This is a genomic window from Luteococcus japonicus (genome assembly GCF_003752415.1).
Taxonomy (GTDB): domain Bacteria; phylum Actinomycetota; class Actinomycetes; order Propionibacteriales; family Propionibacteriaceae; genus Luteococcus; species Luteococcus japonicus.
Window position 1 is genome coordinate 858,897 of sequence record NZ_RKHG01000001.1, and the last position, 17,981, is coordinate 876,877.

Below are 17,981 nucleotides of genomic sequence, written 5' to 3' on the forward strand. Positions count from 1 at the left end.
CACGCCACAGAACCGGACATGAACGCACCACACGCAGCATGAGGCGCCCGCCGAATGGCGGACGCCTCATGCGATGAAGTAGCTGCGAGATCAGCGCTTGGCAGCCTTCTTGACCTGCTTGGCCGCGATCCTGCGCTGGTGGCGGGCCTCCTTGGCGAGCACCTTCTGCTGGGCGCTGGTCTCCTTGCGCACCTGCAGGGCGAGGGCCTTGGCCTCCTTCACGGCGGACTTGGTCTTGCTCCGGTTGCGGACGCCCTTGACCACCGCGCGCACCACGGCCAGCCCGATGGCAGCGGCACCAGCGGCAACGCCCGCGACGCTCAGCCGGTCGGTCCGCCATCCGTCATCGTCCTTGACCTGGCTCTTGAGGTGGCTCACCTCACCCATCGCGAAGGCCTTGGCCTCGTCGACGCTGCGCTGCTTGACGGCCTTGGGGTGGACCTCGGTGACAAGGCCCTCGACGTTGGCGGTCATCCGCGCGCGAGCTGCGGCGATGTCCGCCTTGATCTGGGCGGCAGAGCGATTGTCGGTCTTCTTGTCAGCCATGGGCTCTCCTGTCTGGCACTTCTTGTCTCGGGTACCGCGGGCGACGGATCCCGCGCTGCGGGCTCCACGTTCCACCACAGCCTATGCCCCACGCGCCCCCGCTGTGTCCTTCCACCCCGGTGGAGCTGTGCGCTGTTGGCGAACCGTGGCTATTCTCGCGTCATGACCGAACGTCTCGCCGCTAGCTCCCCAGCCCCCGCATTCACCCTGCCCGACGCCCAGGAGCAGCCGGTCAGCCTGGCCGACTTCGCGGGCAAGAAGGTCATCCTCTACTTCTACCCGGCCGCGATGACACCCGGCTGCACCATCCAGGCCGTCGACTTCACCGCCGCAGCCAAGGAACTGTTTGAGGCCGGGTACACCGTCGTCGGGATCAGCCCGGACTCCCCCGCCAAGCTGGCGAAGTTCGCCCAGAAGGAGAACCTCTCGGTGCTCCTGTTGGCGGATCCGGAGCGCGAGGCGCTCACCTCCTACGCCGCCTTCGGCAAGAAGATGCTCTACGGCAAGGAGATCGAGGGAGTCATCCGCTCCACCTTCGTCATCGACGTCGACGAGGCCGGGCAGGGAACCGTCGAGGTGGCCCAGTACAACGTCAAGGCCACCGGACACGTCGCCAAGCTGCGCCGGGAGCTGGGTATTTGACCCGCGTCCCCTAGACTGCTGCCTCGAGCCGAAGTGGTGGAATTGGCAGACACGCAGGATTTAGGTTCCTGTGCCTTCGGGCGTGAGGGTTCAAGTCCCTTCTTCGGCACCAGATCATCCCGCGACCCCCTGTCTGACCGTGACATGGCGCCAGTTCTTGCACGTGCCGCTGCTGGGTGCACGTGGCACCCCGCACAAGCGTCGCCAGGTGCAGCAGGTGGCGCAAGGTGCCGCGGGCGTTGCCTCGTCAAGGCGTTCAATGCCTGAGCCTCGAAATTCGGTGGCGGGATCCTGTCCTGGCCCGGCAGGCTGAGCGCATGAGCTTCACCATCTGCGAGATCGCCGTGCCAACCCGCGACGCTGTCGACCCGTCGTGGGTGATGACCCAGAGCGACGAGATCCGGCTGGCCGAGGCACTCGACGTGCTGGGCGCCGACGACTTCCACACGCCCCTGGCCCTTGCCGTCCATGGGATGCGCCATCAGGACGACGGGTGGATGGTTGCCCTGGTGGCCTTCGATGGCATCGATACCGCGTGTCTCCCCACCGGTTCGCACGGCCTGCCCCTGATCAGCTGGGAGGCGGACCTGGCACCCGCACCAGGGCTGGTCCTGGGAGTGGCAGGCGTCTCGGGGCACATCCATGACAACACCACCCTCGCGGAACTCCACGTCATCGTCCCCGTCGAACATCGTCGTCGCGGAATCGGGCGCGCCCTGCTCCGGGCCTCGGAGCGGGTGGCCGCCGACCGCGGCTGCACCACCGTGCAGTGCTGGGCCGACCACCGGCCCGTCCTGGGCGACGAGCCCACCATCACGGCCCCGACGGGATTCGGCACCGTCGCCCTTGCCGATGACGCCACGGCTTTCGCCCTGGCCAGCGGTTACGTCCTGGAACAGTGCGAGCGGCACTCATCCTGTCCGCTGCCGGGCGACGAGCAGCAACTGGACCGGCTCTGGGCCGAGGCCCTGCCATGTGCGGAAGGCTACGAGCTGCGCACCATCATCGACGAGCTGCCCGAGGAGCTGTTGGAACCCTTCGCCGCGATGATGCGGCACTTCACCGAGCAGATGCCCAATGCCGGGTTGGAATCCGAACCCGAGGACTGGACCCCAGAGCGGATCCGACGCGCCGAGCAACGTCGGCGGGCCACCGGCCGGCGCAGCGTCACCACCGTCGCGCTGGACCGGGCCACCGGAGCGATGGCCGCCACCACGGGTATCACCACCGATCCCGCTCACGAGCAGGTCTGCTACCAGCAGCACACCGTCGTCGACGCCGGCCACCGAGGCCACCGGCTGGGACTGCTCAGCAAGGTCGCCAACCACCGAGCCGTCGCCAAGCACTTCCCCGAACGACGACGCCTGCACACCTGGAATGCCGGGGAGAATCGCTGGATGCTCTCCATCAATGACCGGATGGGCTTTGTGGAGGGTGTGACGGAGGGGGCGTGGCAGAAGCGCCTGTGACCAGCCAAGGCCCCTGCCGGTGCCACCATGGGGACATGCAACGCCGTCACCTCTTGAGGCTGTCCGCCCTGGCCATCACCGCCCCGCTGACTGCCTGCCGCGACCAGGAGCCAGCTCCGGCCCCGACGCCTTCTGCCACGGCGCCCGCCGGGATGGTGCTGCTCGCCCCCGGCGAGACGAAGGTCGGGGCCCCGCAGGAAGCGGCAGAGATCACCGCCGCCTCTGGCAAGGCCGCCTGCGCCTTTGCCGCCCGTCTGGCGAAGGCCATCGCGGAGAACGACGACCTGCTGGTCTCCCCCATCTCGCTGGCCCTGCCCCTGGCCATGCTGGCCAACGGCGCGAAGGCCACCACCCTGGCCAAGCTGCAGACCCTGCTGGGCTATGGCAGCCTCGCGGAGATGAACGGCCAGCTCGGCGCCGTCCAGCAGGCACTGGCCTCGCGCAACCACACCGTCGAGAAGGGCACGCGTAGCGGCGAGGTGGCGCTGGAAGTGGCCAATGCCCTGTGGGCGCAGCAGGCCACACCCGTCAGGCAGACCTTTCTGACCGCCTGCGCCCGCTGGTACGGCGCCGGTGTGCAGGGCGTCGACTTCACCGCGCCGCAGTCCACCGCCAATGCCATAAACAGTTGGGCGGACGAGCACACCCACGGCCGGATCAAGGACCTGGTCAGTCCCGACGCGATCACGCCCGCCACCAGCCTGGTGCTGACCAATGCCACCTGGTTCACGGCGCCATGGGCCGACGGGTTCAGCCGCGGCGACCGGCTGCCCTTCACCCACGATGACACCAGCACCACCACGGTGGAATCCTTCCGAGCCGCCAGCAGGCAATGGGCCGACGGCCCCGGCTGGCGGGCCAGCTGCCTGGACTACCTCGGCGACGAGCTGGCGATGGCCTTCGTCCTGCCCGACAAGGGCAAGGACCAGGCCCTGCTGGACGGCTGGGCCACGGGTGGCCTGCACCGGATGCTGACCGGCTGGCGCACCGCCCAGGTGGCATTGACCGTACCGATGTGGCAGCACGAGCAGGAGCTCGTCCTGAAGGAGGCGCTTCACAGGATGGGCATCAAACACCTCTTCGTCGAGGACACGGACGTGGACCTGACTGGCATCCGCGACGAGGAGATGGCCCTCACCGCGGTGGTGCAGAAGACGTGGATCTCCGTCGACGAGAAGGGCACCGAGGCCGCCGCCGCCACTGCCGCCTATGTGGGGGCCACGTCCGCCCAGCCTCCCCAGGAACGCCACGACCTCGTACTGGACCGCCCCTTCTGGTACGTCATCTTCGACCGCCAGACCACGACGCCCCTGTTCGTGGGGCGAGTCGCGAAGCCTTAGGCCTCGACGGGCTCGGCCGCCGGGGAATCCCAGGTCATCGGGAGCAGGGCCTCCGGGCGGGTCAGCGCTTCGTCGTCGGTGCGGAAGGTGCGCACCGGGCCGACGCCGGTCAGCCGGGTCTCGAAACGCACCGTCACCCGCCCCAGACCGGAGCCCCAGACCCAGCCGCGGCCGAAGTCCGGGTGCTCCATCTCGCTGCCGGGGCTCCATCCGCCGCGGCCGCGCACCCGCACGGGCGGTGCTTCGAGGCTGGTGGTGACCACGTCCTGCTCACGCACCTGGTCACCCTCCAGGTCGAAGAGTTCCTCCTGCGCCGCCTGGGTGAAGTTGGCGACACCGACGCCCAGCAGGCGCACCCCCTCGCGGACGTCGAGGGCGGCGAGCAGGTCTCGTGCCACCTGGGCGATCCGCTCCGTGCTGTCCGTCGCCCCGTTCAGGGTGCGAGAACGGGTCCAGGTGGTGAAGTCCCCCAACCGCACCTTCAGCGTGATGGTGCGGGCGAACTGGCCGGAACGCCGCAGCCGGTCCGCGACGATGGCGGCGTCCCGGGTGGCGGTCCGCTCCAGTTCCGGCCGGTCCGTCAGGTCCGTCTCGAAGGTGTCCTCGATGGAGATGGACTTGGCCTCCCGGTGTGGACTCACCGGCCGGTCGTCCCGGGCGAAGGCCAGCTCGTGCAGCGCCTCGCCCCAGGTACGCCCCACCTCACGGACCAGCTCGGCCGGCTCGGCCCGCTGGAGGTCCGCGACGGTCTTGATCCCCAACCGCTCCAACTTCTCCATCGTCACCGGCCCGACCCCGGGGACCGCTCGGGCCGGCAGTGGGGAGACCACCTCCACCTCACTGCCCGGGCTCACCACCAGCAGACCATTGGGCTTGGCCATCTCGCTGCCCACCTTGGCGATGAACTTGCTGGAGCCGATCCCGACGCTCGCCGTCAGTCCCTCGGTGCGCTCGAAGAGGTCCGCGCGCAGCTGCTGCCCCAGCGCCCGCAGCGCGTCGAGGTCACGGCAGTCGTGGCCTCCGGCCTCCAGGTCCACGAAGGCCTCGTCGATGCTCAATGGTTCCACCAGCGGCGACAGCTCCCGGAGCAGTGCCATCACGATCTGGCTGGACTGGCGGTAGACGTCGTAGCGGCCGGACAGGAAGGCGGCATTCGGAGCCCTGCGCCGTGCCTCGTGGGAAGGCATCGCGGAACGCACCCCGAAGGCACGCGCCTCATAGCTGGCCGTCGAGACCACGCCGCGCTGCCCCACGCCCCCGACGATCACCGGCTTTCCGCGCAGGGATGGCTTGTCGCGCTGCTCGACAGCGGCGAAGAAGGCGTCCAGGTCCAGGTGGAGGATGCTGGCGGTCGGCCTCACGGCCCCTCGACAGGCTCGGGGCGCGGATCCACAGGCTTGGGGCGCGGATCGACAGGCTCGGGGATCGTGGTCACAGTTCGGAGACCTTGCGCGTGTAGACCTGCACGCCGTCGCGTTCCTCGTCGAGCTGCAGGCCAAGACCCGTCGCGATCGCCACGGAGGCAGCATTCCCGGGGCGGACGGCGGCGCGCAGTTCGGCGTCGCGGTCGATCAGCTGCAAGGCGGCGATCCCGGCGCGGGCCATCTCCTCGGCATAGCCCTGCCCCTGCGCCTCCGGGGCGAAGCGGTAGTACAGGCTCCACGCGCCATCGGGCAGTTCCTTGCTGCGACGCACGCCGCCGACGCCGATCGGGGCGTCGTGGAGGCTGTCGCGCACCAGCCAGTAGCCCAGGCCGTCGTTGAGCCAGTGCTCAACATTCGCCTGGATGCCGGCCATGTGGCGCTCCATCGGCACCTCCGGCAGGTCCGGTGCCGTGTAGAGCCGCGCCCAGTCATCCAGGTCGTCGGGACCGACAGGGACCAGGGTGAGCCGCTCTGTGTGCGTGATCGGGAAGCGACGGGTGAAGTCGAACTCGCCGCGCGGCTCGCGCACCAGGCAGCGCCACTCGTCGGGATCGACGTCGGGGAAGGTGATCTCACCCGGTGCCTCGTCGTGCACCTCGGTGATGTCCAGCTCCGTGAGGTAGTCCCACATGTTGCGGTAGACCTGCCCGCCGCCGCAGACGAAGCACACGTCGTCCAGTGCCTCGGCCAGTTCCAGCGCCATCTCCACCGAGCCGACGGCAAAACTGGGCGCGGACTCCTTGTCGCTCAGCTCGATCTGCTCGGGATCCCGGCTGACGACGATCGTGGTGCGCCCGGGCAGGTAGCCACCGATGGCCTCGTGGGTGTGGCGGCCCATGATGATCGGGTGCCCCATGGTGGTGGCCTTGAAGCGTTCGAAGTCCTCCCGGAACTTGAAGGGCTGGTCGTGACCGTCACCGATCACCCCATTACGGCCGACAACGGCGATGGCGATGACGCGCATTCCCTGCTCCCCTCACGTGGTCCTGCCGTCATCCTCCCAAGTCCGGGCCCGCTTCGCCAGTGCTTCAGATCACCAGGCGCTCAGACCGCGATCGGTGCCTTGATCCCCGGATGGGGGTCGTAGTTGATCACCTCGATGTCTGCGAGTTCGAACCTGTCGATCTCGCGGACGTCGGGGTTCAACTGCAGCTGCGGCAACGGGCGCGGCTCGCGGCCGAGCTGCAGCTGCACCTGGTCGAAGTGGTTGGAGTAGATGTGCGCATCGCCGAAGGTGTGCACGAAGTCCCCCACCTCGAGGTCACAGACCTGCGCCACGAGGTGCGTCAACAGCGCGTAGGAGGCGATGTTGAAGGGCACTCCGAGGAAGATGTCCGCACTGCGCTGGTACAGCTGGCAGGACAGTTTCGCCGTGCGGCCGTCGGTGGCCGGGGTCACGTAGAACTGGAACATCGTGTGGCATGGCGGCAGGGCCATCGCGTCCACGTCGGCCACATTCCAGGCGCTGACGATGTGGCGGCGCGAGTCCGGGTTGTGCTTGATGGACTCGATCACCGCGGCAAGCTGGTCCACGTGCTCACCCGAGGGCGTAGGCCAGCTGCGCCACTGGTAGCCGTAGATGGGGCCCAGGTTGCCGTCCTCGTCGGCCCACTCGTCCCAGATCGTGATGCCGTTGTCGTGCAGCCATCCGACATTGGTGTCCCCGCGCAGGAACCACAGCAGCTCCCCGAAGATGCTGCGGGTGTGCAGCTTCTTCGTGGTGAGCAGCGGGAATCCCTGCTGCAGGTCGAAGCGCATCTGGTGGCCGAAGATGCTGCGGGTGCCGGTCCCGGTCCGGTCGGACTTGTCGATGCCCGTGTCCATCACGGTGCGGAGCAGGTCAAGATATTGCTGCATCGGCAGTCTCCTCGGTCTCGTCCTCGCCCTCGGGGCGAGCGGCGTGCTCACTGGCCAGCTTGAGATTCAGCAGGCCCGCCATGATCGGCAGGATGGCCTCGACGGCCTGCCCGCGATGACTGATCCGGTTCTTGTCCTCCGGGTCCAGTTCGGCGCTGGTGAGACGACGGCCGTCGTGGTCCGGGGCATCGTCGGGGCAGAAGATCGGGTCATATCCGAAGCCGTTCTCCCCGTGCCGCTCGAAGGCGATGTCACCGCTCCATTCCCGGCGCACCGTCTCCGCCTGGCGCATCCCCTCCATGCCGTCGGGCACGACGAAGGCCATCGCGCAGACGAAGCGTGCGGTGCGCTCCCCCAGCGGGACATCGCTGATCTGGCGCAGCAGCAGGTCATTGTTGGCCTCGTCGTCGCACTCAGGGCCCGCCCAGCGGGCGGAGCGCACCCCGGGGCAGTTGTTCAGCACGTCCACCTCGATACCGGAATCATCTGCCAGGGCAGGGATCCCGGTACGCAGCGCGCAGGTGCGGGCCTTGATCAGGGCATTGCCCTCGAAGGTGCGCTCGGTCTCCGCCGGCTCCTCGTACTGCTCGACGTCGGACAGCCCCAGGATGGCGATGGGCAGTTCCGCGGCCTCGACCACGGCGCGCAACTCGCGCAGCTTCTTCGGGTTGTTGGTGGCCAGCACCACCTGCGGGCGGGTTGCCGGGCGCTCCTCGGTGCTGGACATCACTTGCCCGCGGCAGGCTCCGCCAGGGCGGCGGCCTGCTTGTCCTTGAGTTCGGCACAGCCCTTGAGGCCAAGGTCCAGCAGGATGTTCAGGGTGTCGCGGTCGAAGGGAACACCCTCGGCGGTGCCCTGCACCTCGATGAAGTCGCCATTGCCGGCCACCACGATGTTCATGTCCGTGTCGGCGGTGGAGTCCTCGGTGTAGGCCAGGTCCAGCATCGGGGTGCCGTCGACGACGCCGACGCTGATGGCAGCGACGGAGTCCTTGAGCGGCTCGCCCTTGAGCGCACCCTTGGCGCGCAGGTGCTCGATGGCATCGGCCAGCGCCACATAGGCACCGGTGATGGAGGCGGTGCGGGTGCCGCCGTCGGCCTGCAGCACGTCACAGTCGATGACGATGGTGTTCTCGCCGAGGGCCTCGTAGTCGATGACCGCGCGCAGGGCGCGGCCGATCAGGCGGCTGATCTCGTGGGTGCGCCCGCCGATCTTGCCCTTGCGGGACTCGCGGCCGCTGCGGGTGTGGGTGGCGCGGGGCAGCATCTCGTACTCGCTGGTGACCCAGCCCTTGCCCTGGCCCTTCATCCAGCGCGGCACGCCCTCCTCGACGCTGGCGGCCACCAGCACACGGGTCTTGCCGAACTCCACCAGGCAGGAACCCTCCGCGTGGTCGAGCCAGTTGCGGGTGATCCTCACCTCACGGAGCTCATCGGCCGCACGGCCGTCGATTCGGGTCACGGAAGTCTGCTGATTTGCCATGTGCCAAACCTACTAGGTGGGTGCTCTCCGGACCCGATCCGCACGTCGCGATAGCTCTTCGACATCGCGGTCCTAGCGAGGTCAGCGACGTCGTGTCATGTAGCAACACTTCTGGGACACCGGGGTGTCATGACTTCTGGGACGGTCGGGTGTCATGACTTCTGGGGCAGTTCGCTGGGGGAATGGGAAGCGCATTGTCGCCACGGGTTCGTGAGCAGATCGTCCGGTTCGATCCCGACGTGGAGCAGGTCTCGGTCAGCGAGTTCTGCCGACGGGCGGGGATCTCGACATCCTCGTTCTACCGAGTCCGAGACAAGGCCACCGAACGCGGGCTGGCCGCTGCGTTGGTCCCCGAGTCACGGGCGCCCAAGCATCCCGCCACCATCTACACGGACTGGACTCGTCTCCTGGTACGCGTGACCCACGCGGAACTGGTGGCCGAGGGCAAGGACTGTGGCCCGTGGTCGGTCGAGTGGCGCCTGTTTCAACGGGAGGCGGACCCGCTGCCGTCTCGGTCCACGATCGCCCGGATCCTGCGCAGCGAAGGCCTGTCAGCGCCCTCACCCCGCAAACGTCCCCGCGCCTCGTACCGTCGCTTCCGACGAGCCAGGGCCAACGAACTGTGGCAACTCGACGGCATGGAATGGCACCTGCCTGAGATCGGGCTGGTCACCATCTACCACGTCGTCGACGACCATTCCCGCCTCTGCCCAGCCCTGATCGCCGCGGCAGGTGGCGAGTCCACGGCCGGCGCCCGGCAGGCCCTCCAATCCGGGATCGACGCGTTCGGCCCGCCTCAGAGCGTGTTGTCCGACAACGGCGCGGCGTTCAACCAGCACCGACGCGGACGCTTGTCCGCGACTGAGGTCTGGCTAGCCGGGCTTGGGATCCGGCCGATCTCGGGGCGGGTCAGCCACCCACAAACCCAAGGCAAGGTCGAACGCTCTCACCAGCCACTGCAACGCTGGCTCCATGCCCGCACACCGACCACCCTGCAGGACCTCACCCAGGCCCTGGACGGCTACCGGAACTGGTACAACCACGAACGCCAACACCAAGGCCTGGGGCATCACCTGACGCCCATGGCCGTCTGGCAAGTAGCCTCCAAGGCCGGACCCGAGCCCCGAGCGATTCCGCTCGACCTGCTCTACAGCCAGTCCTTGCGGCAGCCCACCCAGCCCGCAAAGAACCGGATCGAGGACCGCACTATCGGCGGGAACCTGCGCACCGCGTGGAAGGGCACCAGCATCGGTTTCGGCCCTGACATGGCCCACCAACTGGTCCACCTCGTCGAAACCGACGGCCAGCTCGACATCTTCGACGACAACGGTGAACTCCACGCCAGCATCCCCTGGCCATCACCCACCAAATACGTCTCGGTCACCCAACCACCCCACCGGCTGGTCCCCGTCATCGACCGCCGCAGCCGCGCCTACAAACTGTCCCAGATGTCATGACATCTGGGAGTCCCAGAAGTGATGAGACATGACAAGGTCAGCGACGTCGAAGACCTATCGCAACGTGCAGTTGGGCGGATGACCCGCTGTTGTCACTGTGTTGTCCTGGCGTTGTCCGACGCCCCTCAGCCCTTCCGAAGCCCTTGGCAACCAGACACGGTCATCACCATGGAAGAGCCGATGACCCGCAAACAACTCCTCGCCCTTGGCTGGACGGATGCGACGATCCCCCGGGCCGAGGCAGACGGGAAGCTCCTGCGGCTTCGTCGTGGGGCCTGGGTCACGCAATTGCCGTCGAATGCCCGGGAGCTCCACGTGGCTGCCGCCGAGGCTGCTCGAAAGGCCGCCAAGGACGGGACTGTGCTGTCGCACTGGAGTGCCGCCGCGCTCTGGGGGCTGCCCCTCCCCGATGGCGGGGCACCGGAGATCTACCTCACCCGTGATGGCAAGGGCGGCGGTCTGGTGAAGTCCGACGCCCATCTGGTGAAGGCCCCCTTGAATCGCGACGAGTGGTGCCTCAAGGACGGGATTCCGGTGACGAACCTCACCCGCACCGTCAACGACGTCGCCCGGATGGCACCCTTCATCGACGGTGTGATGGTGGCCGATGCCCTGCTCCGGATGAAGCTTCCGCCGCATCTGCTCAAGGACGCCAACCTCCGGGCGCGGCGCTGGCCCGGCAATGCCAAGGCCCGACGGGTGCTGGACTTCGCCGACGGCCGGGCGGAGTCGCCCTATGAGTCGAAGTGCCGCGTCAGGCTGGCCGAGATCGGGCTGTCCGGATTCGTTCCCCAGTGCATCGTCACCGATGCCCGGGGCGACGAGATCGGCAGGATCGACCTCGCTCTCGCGGGGATCAAGCTGGGGCTGGAGTACGACGGGGAGGGAAAGTACGACGAGCTCGCCGCCCCGGGGCAACGGCCCCAGGACGTCTTCCGCTGCGAGAAGGAACGCGACACCAACCTCCGCCAGGAGGGCTGGTGGATGCAGCACCTGACCAAGCCCCACGTCAAGGACCTGGCCCGTTTCCGTCGCGTCGTGATGACAGCCCATGCTGCAGCCACCCGGAACCAACAGCGCACGTCGCGATAGTTGTTCGACAGTGCTGACCTGGCTGGGTCAGCGACGTCAAAGAACTATCGCGACGTGCGAAATGGGCCCGAATCAGCGCCCGAGGGCGGCAGCCTCGGCACCGATCGTGGTCGAGTCACCGTGGCCGGTGTGCACCACCGTGTCTTCGGGCAGGGCGAAGAGCTTCGCCCTGATGCTGGCCTCCAGGACTTCGCGCGAGGAGAAGGAACGGCCCGTCGCGCCGGGACCGCCCTGGAAGAGGGTGTCACCGCTGAACAGGACACCCAGGCTGGGCACGTACAGGCACACCGCACCGGGCGCGTGCCCCGGTGTGTGCAGGACGCGCACGTCATGCCCGGACACGTCGATCACCTGGCCGTCGGCCAGAGGGAGGTCCGGCTCGACGTCGGGATGGGTGAGGCGCCACAGCTCGACGTCATCGGGGTGCAGCATGATCGGCGCCTCCACCGCGGCCGCCAGTTCCGGGGCCACCCGGACATGGTCGTCGTGGGCGTGGGTGCACACGATCGCGAGGACGCGGCGCTGGCCCACCACCTCGCGGATCGCCTCGGCGCTGTGCGGGGCGTCGATGACGATGCACTGGGAATCGTCGCCCAGCACCCACACATTGTTGTCGACGTCGAAGGTCTCGCCGTCGAGGCTGAAAGTGCCGCTGACCACGGCGTGGTCGATCCGCAGAGCCATGCCTCAGCCCTCCAGCTCGACGACGCTGCGCAGCACGTCACCCTTGGCCATCTTGTCGAAGGCCGCCTCCACGTCGCCCAGGGCGATCTTCTCGGTGACGAAGGCGTCCAGCGGCAACCGGCCCTGGAGGTAGAGGTCCACCAGCATCGGGAAGTCCCGGCTGGGCAGGCAGTCGCCGTACCAGGAGGACTTGATGGCGCCGCCACGGCTGAAGATCTCGATCAGCGGGGTCTCCCAGACCATGTCCGGGGTGGGAACACCCACCAGCACCACGCGGCCCGCCAGGTCACGCGCCTCGAATGCCTGCTGGAAGGTTTCGGCGCGCCCGACGGCATCCACCACGACGTCGGCGCCGAAGCCGTCGCAGATCTCCTGGATCTGCTTGACGACGGTGTCGTCGGTGGAGTGGACGGTGTGGGTTGCGCCCAGTTCGAGGGCCTTGGTGAGCTTGCGCTCGTCACGGTCGACGGCGACCACCTTGGAGGCACCGGCCAGCACGGCGCCGGCGACGGCGGCCATGCCGACGCCGCCCAGCCCGATCACCGCGACGGACTCGCCGCGCTTGACCTGCCCGGTGTTGAGCGCGGCGCCCAGGCCGGCCATCAAGCCGCAGCCGAGCAGGCCGGCGACGGCGGGTTCCGCCTTCTCGTCGACGATGGTGCACTGCCCGGCAGCCACCAGGGTCTTCTCGGCGAAGGCGCCGATGCCCAGCGCGGGAGTCAGCTCGGTGCCGTCGGTCAGCGTCATCTTCTGCGTCGCATTGGCGGTGTCGAAGCAGTACCAGGGCTCGCCCTTCAGGCAGGCGCGGCACTGGCCGCAGACGGCGCGCCAGTTGAGGACGACGTAGTCACCGGGCTTCACATTGGTGACGCCCTCCCCCACGGCCTCCACGACGCCGGCTGCCTCGTGGCCCAGCAGGAAGGGGAACTCGTCGTTGATGCCGCCCTGCTTGTAGTGCAGGTCCGTGTGGCACACGCCGCAGGCCTGGACCTTCACCACGGCCTCACCGGGCCCGGGATCGGGGATGACGATGTCGACGAGCTCGACGTCGGCATCCTTGCTGCGGGAGATGACGGCCTTGACAGTCTGCGACATGCGGGGAGGTCCTTTCAAACAGGCTATGGCTGGTTCAATCCGTTCCCCGAGCGTGCGAGGGGGATCCGGCGACGCAGCGCGAGGAACGAGCGCGGTGCGCGTCGCGGAACAGAAGGAGTGGTGAGAAGCGACTTCTGCGCTCTCCGGGGCCCACGGGGGCGGAGCCCCCGTGGCAGCGGGTCAGCGCGGGCAGGTGCAACGGTATGCGGGCTTGACGTCCTTCAGGGCGTCCTCAATGTGCTCCCCGCAACCGGCCCAGGTCGGCTTGCCGCAGTTGTCACAGGAGACCTTCTTGCACATGGCTTTTCCTCACGTCAGGTGTGTGGCTCCATCATGCCATGCTCCGGCAAGCTCAGCGACGGCCCAGGACCACGTGCTGCACGTCGTCCACGAAGCCGCCCATCAGGCGCTTACCGATGCCCTCGAAGTCATCGTCCCGGCCGGTGGTCAGGAACATCCGCTGGGCATCGCGCGGCTCGTGGTGCAACAGTTCGCGGCGCTGCAGCACGGTGTAGGTGGCCTTGGCGCACTCCTCGGAGGAGCTGACCAAGGTCACCTCGTCGCCCAGCACGTAGGAGATGACGCCCTGCAACAGCGGGTAGTGGGTGCAGCCCAGGATCAGGGTGTCGCAGCCGGCGCGCTGGATGGGTTCGAGGTATTCCCGGGCGACGGCCAGCAGCTCGTCGCCACCGGTGACGCCGGCCTCGACGAATTCGACGAAGCGGGGGCAGGCCTGGGTGGTCAGCTGCACCTGCGGCGCCACGACGACGGCGTCGTTGTAGGAGCGAGAGTTGGCGGTGGCCTCGGTGCAGATCACGCCCATCTTGTTGTTGCGCGTCGCGGCGACGGCGCGGCGGGCGGCGGGCAGGATCACCTCGATGATCGGCAGGTCGTAGCGTTCGCGGGCATCGCGCAGCGCGGCCGAGGAGGCGGAGTTGCAGGCAATCACCAGGGCCTTGACGCCGTGGGTGACCAGCCGGTCCATGCACTCGATGGCATAGGAGCGCACCTCCGCGATGGGCCGGGGGCCGTAGGGGGTGCGGGCCGTGTCGCCGAGGTAGATGATGTCCTCATTGGGCAATTGGTCCAGGATGGCGCGCGCCACCGTCAGACCACCGAAACCGGAGTCGAAGATGCCGATCGGTGCCTCGCTGCCGATTTCTGACTCGAAGGGGATCACTCGCACTTCCTTTCAACCCCAGCCATGATAGATCTGTTCACCCAGACGGGAGCTGCGACATGACCGGCAAGACCCCACGACCTGGAAGCGCGCTCCACCGGCTTGCCACCGAACGGCCGCTGGCACGCCGCAGCATCGCCACCGCCGCGGCCATCCTGGGCGCCACTTCCCTGGCCGGCTGCGTGAAGCGACGGGAGACGGCTCCGGGCACCATCGAGAAGGTGTCCCCGGCCAGCAGCGAGGGCATCACCTGGCAGGCCCACTTCACCGTCGGCATGGACTTCGACTCCTCGAACCTGACGGTCCAGGAAGAGCTGGAACGGATCGTGCTGCTCCTGGTTGTCACCACCTCCACTGCCCCGTCCGGCTCGCAGGATGCCTCGGCAACCGAACGCAGCCATGAGTTCCGGCTGGCCAATCCGCGCGGCAAACGACCCTTCGTCAACGCCGAGGGGCATGACATTCCGGTCGCCTAGGCTCGAGCGCATGACCTACGAGAAGACCCCCGACGACTCGCCGCTGGCTCCGATGGACGCCAATCGATATCTGGTCATCCTCGCTGCCTTCCTCCTCGCGATGTCCACCGGCGGGCACTTCGCGGCGGCGAAGGCCTGCTTCGCGCACGATCCTGACGTGTCGGTCACCACCGGACTAGCGATCATCCCGGTCATCATGCTGCTGGTCGTGCTCGCCTACACCCGGGTGCCGTTGGAGAGGATCCTTGACCATCTGTTGGCCTGGTCGGCGCTCATCTTCTTCATCCTGTTCGTGTTGGCGGTCCTTGCTGTGGCTCTCGACTCCCCACTGGTCACGATGTCCTGGCAGGCGATGGCGGCCCTGGCGACTGCCGGGACCCTGCTGACCGCTGCCGCCTTCGCGAAGGTGGGACATGACTGGAGGCAGTCGGGCCCCGAGAAGTCGGAGACGCTGAGCGTCTATGCCGTGTGCACCCTGGCCCTGAGCGCCCTTCCGTGGCTGATGGAACTGTTTACCTGATCCCCGAGTGCCCTCAGCGTCGCAGGCTGAGCTGCACCAGCACCGGCCCGCGACGTTCGGTGGACGGGCCCGACGAGCCACAACCCGCATCCCCGTCGGCGGTGCCCGAGGCGCAGCTCCCACAACCACCGCTGGGGCAGCCCATCGACAGCTCCTTGGCCTCGATCCGGCCCATCCGCCGCAGGTGGTCCACCGAGCTCTGCACCACGTCGGGACTCATCCCGGTGATTCGGGTGATCTCGTCCAGGCTGCCGGCGCCGCCCTCGAAGGCGGACAGGACCGCGCTGAGTGGCCCGCCGCTCACCAGAACAGCCTTCCCACCTGGAAGACGGCCACGGCACTCAACCAGGCCACCGCCAGCTGCATCGCCACCCCGAAGATCGTCCAGCGCAGACCGATCTCGCGTTTCTGCGCGGCCAGCGTCGCGACGCACGGAGTGTAGCCGAGCAGGAAGACCATGAAGGCCAGCACCGCGGGAAGAGTGTGTCCACCGGATGACTTCTCGAAGTCGGCAGTGATCCGCTGCCCCAACTTGCCGGCGTCCTCGCCCTCCTCCGGTTCGTCGACGGCATAGGTCTGGGCCCACGAGGAGATGACCGCTTCCTTGGCGACGAAGCCGACCACCAGGGCGGAGGTGGTCTGCCACTGGTCGAAGCCGGCGGGTGCGAAGACCGGGGTGACGGCCTTGGCGGCGACGCCGTAGGCGGAGTCCTCCACGGGGACCTCGCCGAACTTCTCGTGCGTGTTCGTGGGCAGGGACTGCAGCAACCAGACGGCGCACACCGTCGCTACGATGATGCCGGAGGCGGTCTGCAGGAAGCCCTTCAACCGAACCCAGGTGACGGCGGCAGTGAGCCGGGCGGTGGGCAGTTGGTAGGGCGGCAGGTCCAGCACCAGCGGTTCGGCACCCATGGTGCGCCACAGCGTCTTGCGCAGCGCCAGACCGCAGACGACAACCATGAGGATGCTGGTGACGTACATCGCGAAGACGACGGTTCCGGCCCACTTGCCGAAGAAGACCGAGCCGAGCATCACGTAGACGGTCAGCCGGGCGGTGCAGCTGGTGAAGGGCACCAGCAGTGCGGTGAGGATGCGCTGGCGTTCCTGCGGCAGGATCCTGGTGGCGGAGATGGCCGGGACATTGCAGCCGAAGCCCACCACCAGGGGCAGGAAGGCGCGGCCGGGAAGGCCGAGGGCACGCATCATCCGGTCGGTGACGACGGCGGCCCGGGCCATGTAGCCGGAGTCCTCCAGCAGGGCGAGCAGCAGGAACATCAGGGCCATCAGGGGCGCGAAGGTGAGCAGCATGCCGACGCCTGACACCAGTCCGTCGACGAGCAGGCCGTGCACCCATCCGTCGGCCAGACCGGCGCGCTCCAGCAGTGAGGTGACGCCGTCGCTGACCGGTCCGGTGAACAGGCCGTCGAGGAAGTCCTGCATCGGTGCCGCGACCACGGTGGTGACCTGGAAGACGCACCACATGACGGCCATGAAGATCAGCGGGCCGATGACGGGTGCGGTGACCCAGCGGTCAACCTTGTCGCTCCAGGAGGCGCGCGCCTGGCCGGAGTCCCTTGTGCCGGCGGCGACGGCGTTCTCGATGAAGCCGAAACGCTCGTCCTCGCGCACCAGGTCCGCATCCAGCGGTGCCAGTTCGGGCGAGGGCAGGTGTGCCAGGGTGCGGGGCGTGGCGTCCGGGGCCCCGAGCACCTCGTGCACGACGCGGGTCAGGTTGTCGATGCCTTGTCGGCGACGAGGGTCCAGCGCCACCACGGGGCAGCCGAGTTCGGTGGCCAGGGCGAAGGTGTCGACGTCGATGCCGTGGTGCCGGGCGACGTCGAGCATGGACAGCGCGACGACCACCTTGACGGCCCGTTCGCGCAGCTGGGCGACGATGTAGAGGCTGCGCGACAGGTGCGCCGCGTCGGCCACCACGACGGTGACGTCGGGCCGTTCGTCGGCGGGCCCGTCGACGAGCAGTTCACGGGTGAGTGCCTCGTCGGGGCTGACCGGGTCCAGCGAGTAGGCGCCGGGCAGGTCGATCAGGGTCATCTCCAGCGGGCGGTCCTCGGAGGGCTCGGCACAGTGGCAGTCGTCGCAGTCACAGGTGCGTCCCTCCACGGTGGTGCGCCACACACCGCGGGAGACGCTGACCGTGGTGCCGGGCCAGTTGCCCATGGTGACGCGCGCACCGGTCAGGGCGTTGAAGAGGGTGGACTTGCCGGAATTGGGCGCGCCCACGAGGGCGATCACGGGCGCTTCGGTGCCGGCACCGTTGCCGGAACTGTCCTGGCAGCAGGCCTTGGCGCTGAGCACGTCCTTGCGCTTGCTGACCTGCAGGAGGGTGGGTGAGTCCGCACCGATGCTCATGCCGCGGTACCGCCCAGGTCGTCGTCACAGGGGGCGGGTTCGACGAAGAGCTTGCCCAGCATCGAGCGGTCCAGTGCGATCCGCGAACCAGCCACCTGCATCACCCGGCCGCCGCCTGCGGTGGTGTGCATCAGGAGCACCTGGGCGCCGCGCCGGATCCCCAGGGCCGACAGTCGGCGGCAGGACTCTGGCGTGCCCTCGGCGCGGACCAGCGTGAGGGGTTGGCCGATGGGGGCCTTGGCAAGGCTCAGCGCGTTCATGGGTACACCCTAAGGCTTAGGTAAGGCTAAGCACACGGTGGGGTCGGATATTTCACACGGAAAATTGGTTGCAATCTACCTGCCCCG

19 protein-coding genes, 1 tRNA gene and 1 pseudogene are annotated in these 17,981 nt (G+C 68.1%); 8 read left to right on the forward strand and 13 right to left on the reverse strand.

The window, feature by feature from the left end; translation table 11 throughout:
- Nucleotides 1-90: 90 nt before the first annotated feature.
- On the reverse strand, nt 91-546 hold the full coding sequence (locus tag EDD41_RS04195; protein WP_123575062.1) for a DUF3618 domain-containing protein: 456 nt from the start codon (nt 544-546) through the stop codon (nt 91-93).
- 162 nt (nt 547-708) lie between these two features.
- On the opposite strand from EDD41_RS04195, the gene EDD41_RS04200 reads away from it, so the two are divergent.
- The 4 genes from EDD41_RS04200 (at nt 709) to EDD41_RS04215 (ending at nt 3,997) form a co-directional block, all read left to right on the forward strand.
- Nucleotides 709-1,188 (forward strand): peroxiredoxin, encoded by a 480-nt coding sequence (locus EDD41_RS04200; RefSeq protein ID WP_094766224.1) that lies wholly within the window; start codon nt 709-711, stop codon nt 1,186-1,188.
- 27 nt (nt 1,189-1,215) lie between these two features.
- Nucleotides 1,216-1,300 (forward strand) — tRNA-Leu (locus EDD41_RS04205).
- A gap of 205 nt (nt 1,301-1,505) precedes the next feature.
- Nucleotides 1,506-2,657, forward strand: a complete 1,152-nt coding sequence (locus tag EDD41_RS04210; protein WP_094763301.1) for a GNAT family N-acetyltransferase — start codon at nt 1,506-1,508, stop codon at nt 2,655-2,657.
- A 35-nt stretch (nt 2,658-2,692) separates the two neighbouring features.
- Nucleotides 2,693-3,997, forward strand: a complete 1,305-nt coding sequence (locus EDD41_RS04215) for a serpin family protein (protein WP_123575063.1) — start codon at nt 2,693-2,695, stop codon at nt 3,995-3,997.
- On the opposite strand, the gene EDD41_RS04220 is transcribed toward EDD41_RS04215, so the two are convergent.
- The 6 genes and pseudogenes from EDD41_RS04220 to rph all read right to left on the reverse strand — a co-directional run bounded on the left by EDD41_RS04220 (nt 3,994) and on the right by rph (nt 8,760).
- Entirely contained in the window at nt 3,994-5,358 is a 1,365-nt protein-coding gene (locus tag EDD41_RS04220; RefSeq protein ID WP_123575064.1) for a DNA polymerase IV, read from the reverse strand. The two genes, EDD41_RS04215 and EDD41_RS04220, sit on opposite strands and share 4 nt — an antisense overlap.
- 70 nt (nt 5,359-5,428) lie before the next feature.
- Complete coding sequence (locus EDD41_RS17935) at nt 5,429-5,905, reverse strand: GNAT family N-acetyltransferase (protein ID WP_342769280.1); 477 nt, start codon at nt 5,903-5,905, stop codon at nt 5,429-5,431.
- Nucleotides 5,906-5,920: 15 nt separating this feature from the next.
- Nucleotides 5,921-6,385, reverse strand: a pseudogene (locus tag EDD41_RS17940) (dihydrofolate reductase); the annotation flags it as partial.
- A gap of 80 nt (nt 6,386-6,465) precedes the next feature.
- A complete protein-coding gene (locus tag EDD41_RS04230; protein ID WP_123575066.1) occupies nt 6,466-7,278 on the reverse strand; it encodes a thymidylate synthase in 813 nt (270 codons plus the stop codon).
- A complete protein-coding gene (locus EDD41_RS04235; RefSeq protein WP_123575067.1) occupies nt 7,262-8,005 on the reverse strand; it encodes a non-canonical purine NTP pyrophosphatase in 744 nt (247 codons plus the stop codon). Before EDD41_RS04235 ends, EDD41_RS04230 begins: the two co-directional genes overlap by 17 nt.
- Nucleotides 8,005-8,760, reverse strand: coding sequence for a ribonuclease PH (rph, locus tag EDD41_RS04240; RefSeq protein ID WP_123575068.1), 756 nt, complete (start codon nt 8,758-8,760; stop codon nt 8,005-8,007). Before rph ends, EDD41_RS04235 begins: the two co-directional genes overlap by 1 nt.
- A 182-nt stretch (nt 8,761-8,942) precedes the next feature.
- Here rph and EDD41_RS04245 point away from each other — a divergent pair, with 182 nt between their 5' ends.
- Both EDD41_RS04245 and EDD41_RS04250 read left to right on the forward strand, forming a co-directional pair.
- Nucleotides 8,943-10,217: an integrase core domain-containing protein gene (locus tag EDD41_RS04245; protein WP_123575069.1), complete on the forward strand. Its 1,275-nt coding sequence runs from the start codon at nt 8,943-8,945 to the stop codon at nt 10,215-10,217.
- 168 nt (nt 10,218-10,385) lie between these two features.
- Nucleotides 10,386-11,309, forward strand: coding sequence for a type IV toxin-antitoxin system AbiEi family antitoxin domain-containing protein (locus EDD41_RS04250; protein ID WP_148060468.1), 924 nt, complete (start codon nt 10,386-10,388; stop codon nt 11,307-11,309).
- A gap of 72 nt (nt 11,310-11,381) precedes the next feature.
- Here the strand turns inward: EDD41_RS04250 and EDD41_RS04255 are convergent, their stop codons facing one another.
- The 3 genes from EDD41_RS04255 to murI all read right to left on the reverse strand — a co-directional run bounded on the left by EDD41_RS04255 (nt 11,382) and on the right by murI (nt 14,265).
- On the reverse strand, nt 11,382-11,993 hold the full coding sequence (locus EDD41_RS04255) for an MBL fold metallo-hydrolase (RefSeq protein WP_123575071.1): 612 nt from the start codon (nt 11,991-11,993) through the stop codon (nt 11,382-11,384).
- Nucleotides 11,994-11,996: 3 nt separating this feature from the next.
- Entirely contained in the window at nt 11,997-13,088 is a 1,092-nt protein-coding gene (locus EDD41_RS04260; RefSeq protein ID WP_094763310.1) for an S-(hydroxymethyl)mycothiol dehydrogenase, read from the reverse strand.
- Nucleotides 13,089-13,440: 352 nt separating this feature from the next.
- The gene (gene murI, locus EDD41_RS04265) at nt 13,441-14,265 is read right to left on the reverse strand and encodes a glutamate racemase (RefSeq protein WP_094763312.1); all 825 of its coding nucleotides are present in this window, start codon (nt 14,263-14,265) and stop codon (nt 13,441-13,443) included.
- 62 nt (nt 14,266-14,327) lie between these two features.
- Here murI and EDD41_RS04270 point away from each other — a divergent pair, with 62 nt between their 5' ends.
- On the forward strand, nt 14,328-14,744 hold the full coding sequence (locus EDD41_RS04270; RefSeq protein WP_123575072.1) for a hypothetical protein: 417 nt from the start codon (nt 14,328-14,330) through the stop codon (nt 14,742-14,744).
- Between the two features lie 10 nt (nt 14,745-14,754).
- Nucleotides 14,755-15,264, forward strand: coding sequence for a hypothetical protein (locus tag EDD41_RS04275; protein ID WP_094764428.1), 510 nt, complete (start codon nt 14,755-14,757; stop codon nt 15,262-15,264).
- A 13-nt stretch (nt 15,265-15,277) separates the two neighbouring features.
- Here the strand turns inward: EDD41_RS04275 and EDD41_RS04280 are convergent, their stop codons facing one another.
- The 3 genes from EDD41_RS04280 to EDD41_RS04290 are packed head-to-tail and all read right to left on the reverse strand — an operon-like array spanning nt 15,278 to nt 17,894.
- Nucleotides 15,278-15,568, reverse strand: a complete 291-nt coding sequence (locus EDD41_RS04280; RefSeq protein WP_094764427.1) for a FeoC-like transcriptional regulator — start codon at nt 15,566-15,568, stop codon at nt 15,278-15,280.
- The gene (feoB, locus tag EDD41_RS04285) at nt 15,565-17,634 is read right to left on the reverse strand and encodes a ferrous iron transport protein B (RefSeq protein ID WP_123575073.1); all 2,070 of its coding nucleotides are present in this window, start codon (nt 17,632-17,634) and stop codon (nt 15,565-15,567) included. The genes EDD41_RS04280 and feoB overlap by 4 nt, the downstream gene beginning before the upstream one ends.
- On the reverse strand, nt 17,631-17,894 hold the full coding sequence (locus EDD41_RS04290) for a FeoA family protein (protein ID WP_094764425.1): 264 nt from the start codon (nt 17,892-17,894) through the stop codon (nt 17,631-17,633). The genes feoB and EDD41_RS04290 overlap by 4 nt, the downstream gene beginning before the upstream one ends.
- Between the last annotated feature and the right edge of the window lie 87 nt (nt 17,895-17,981).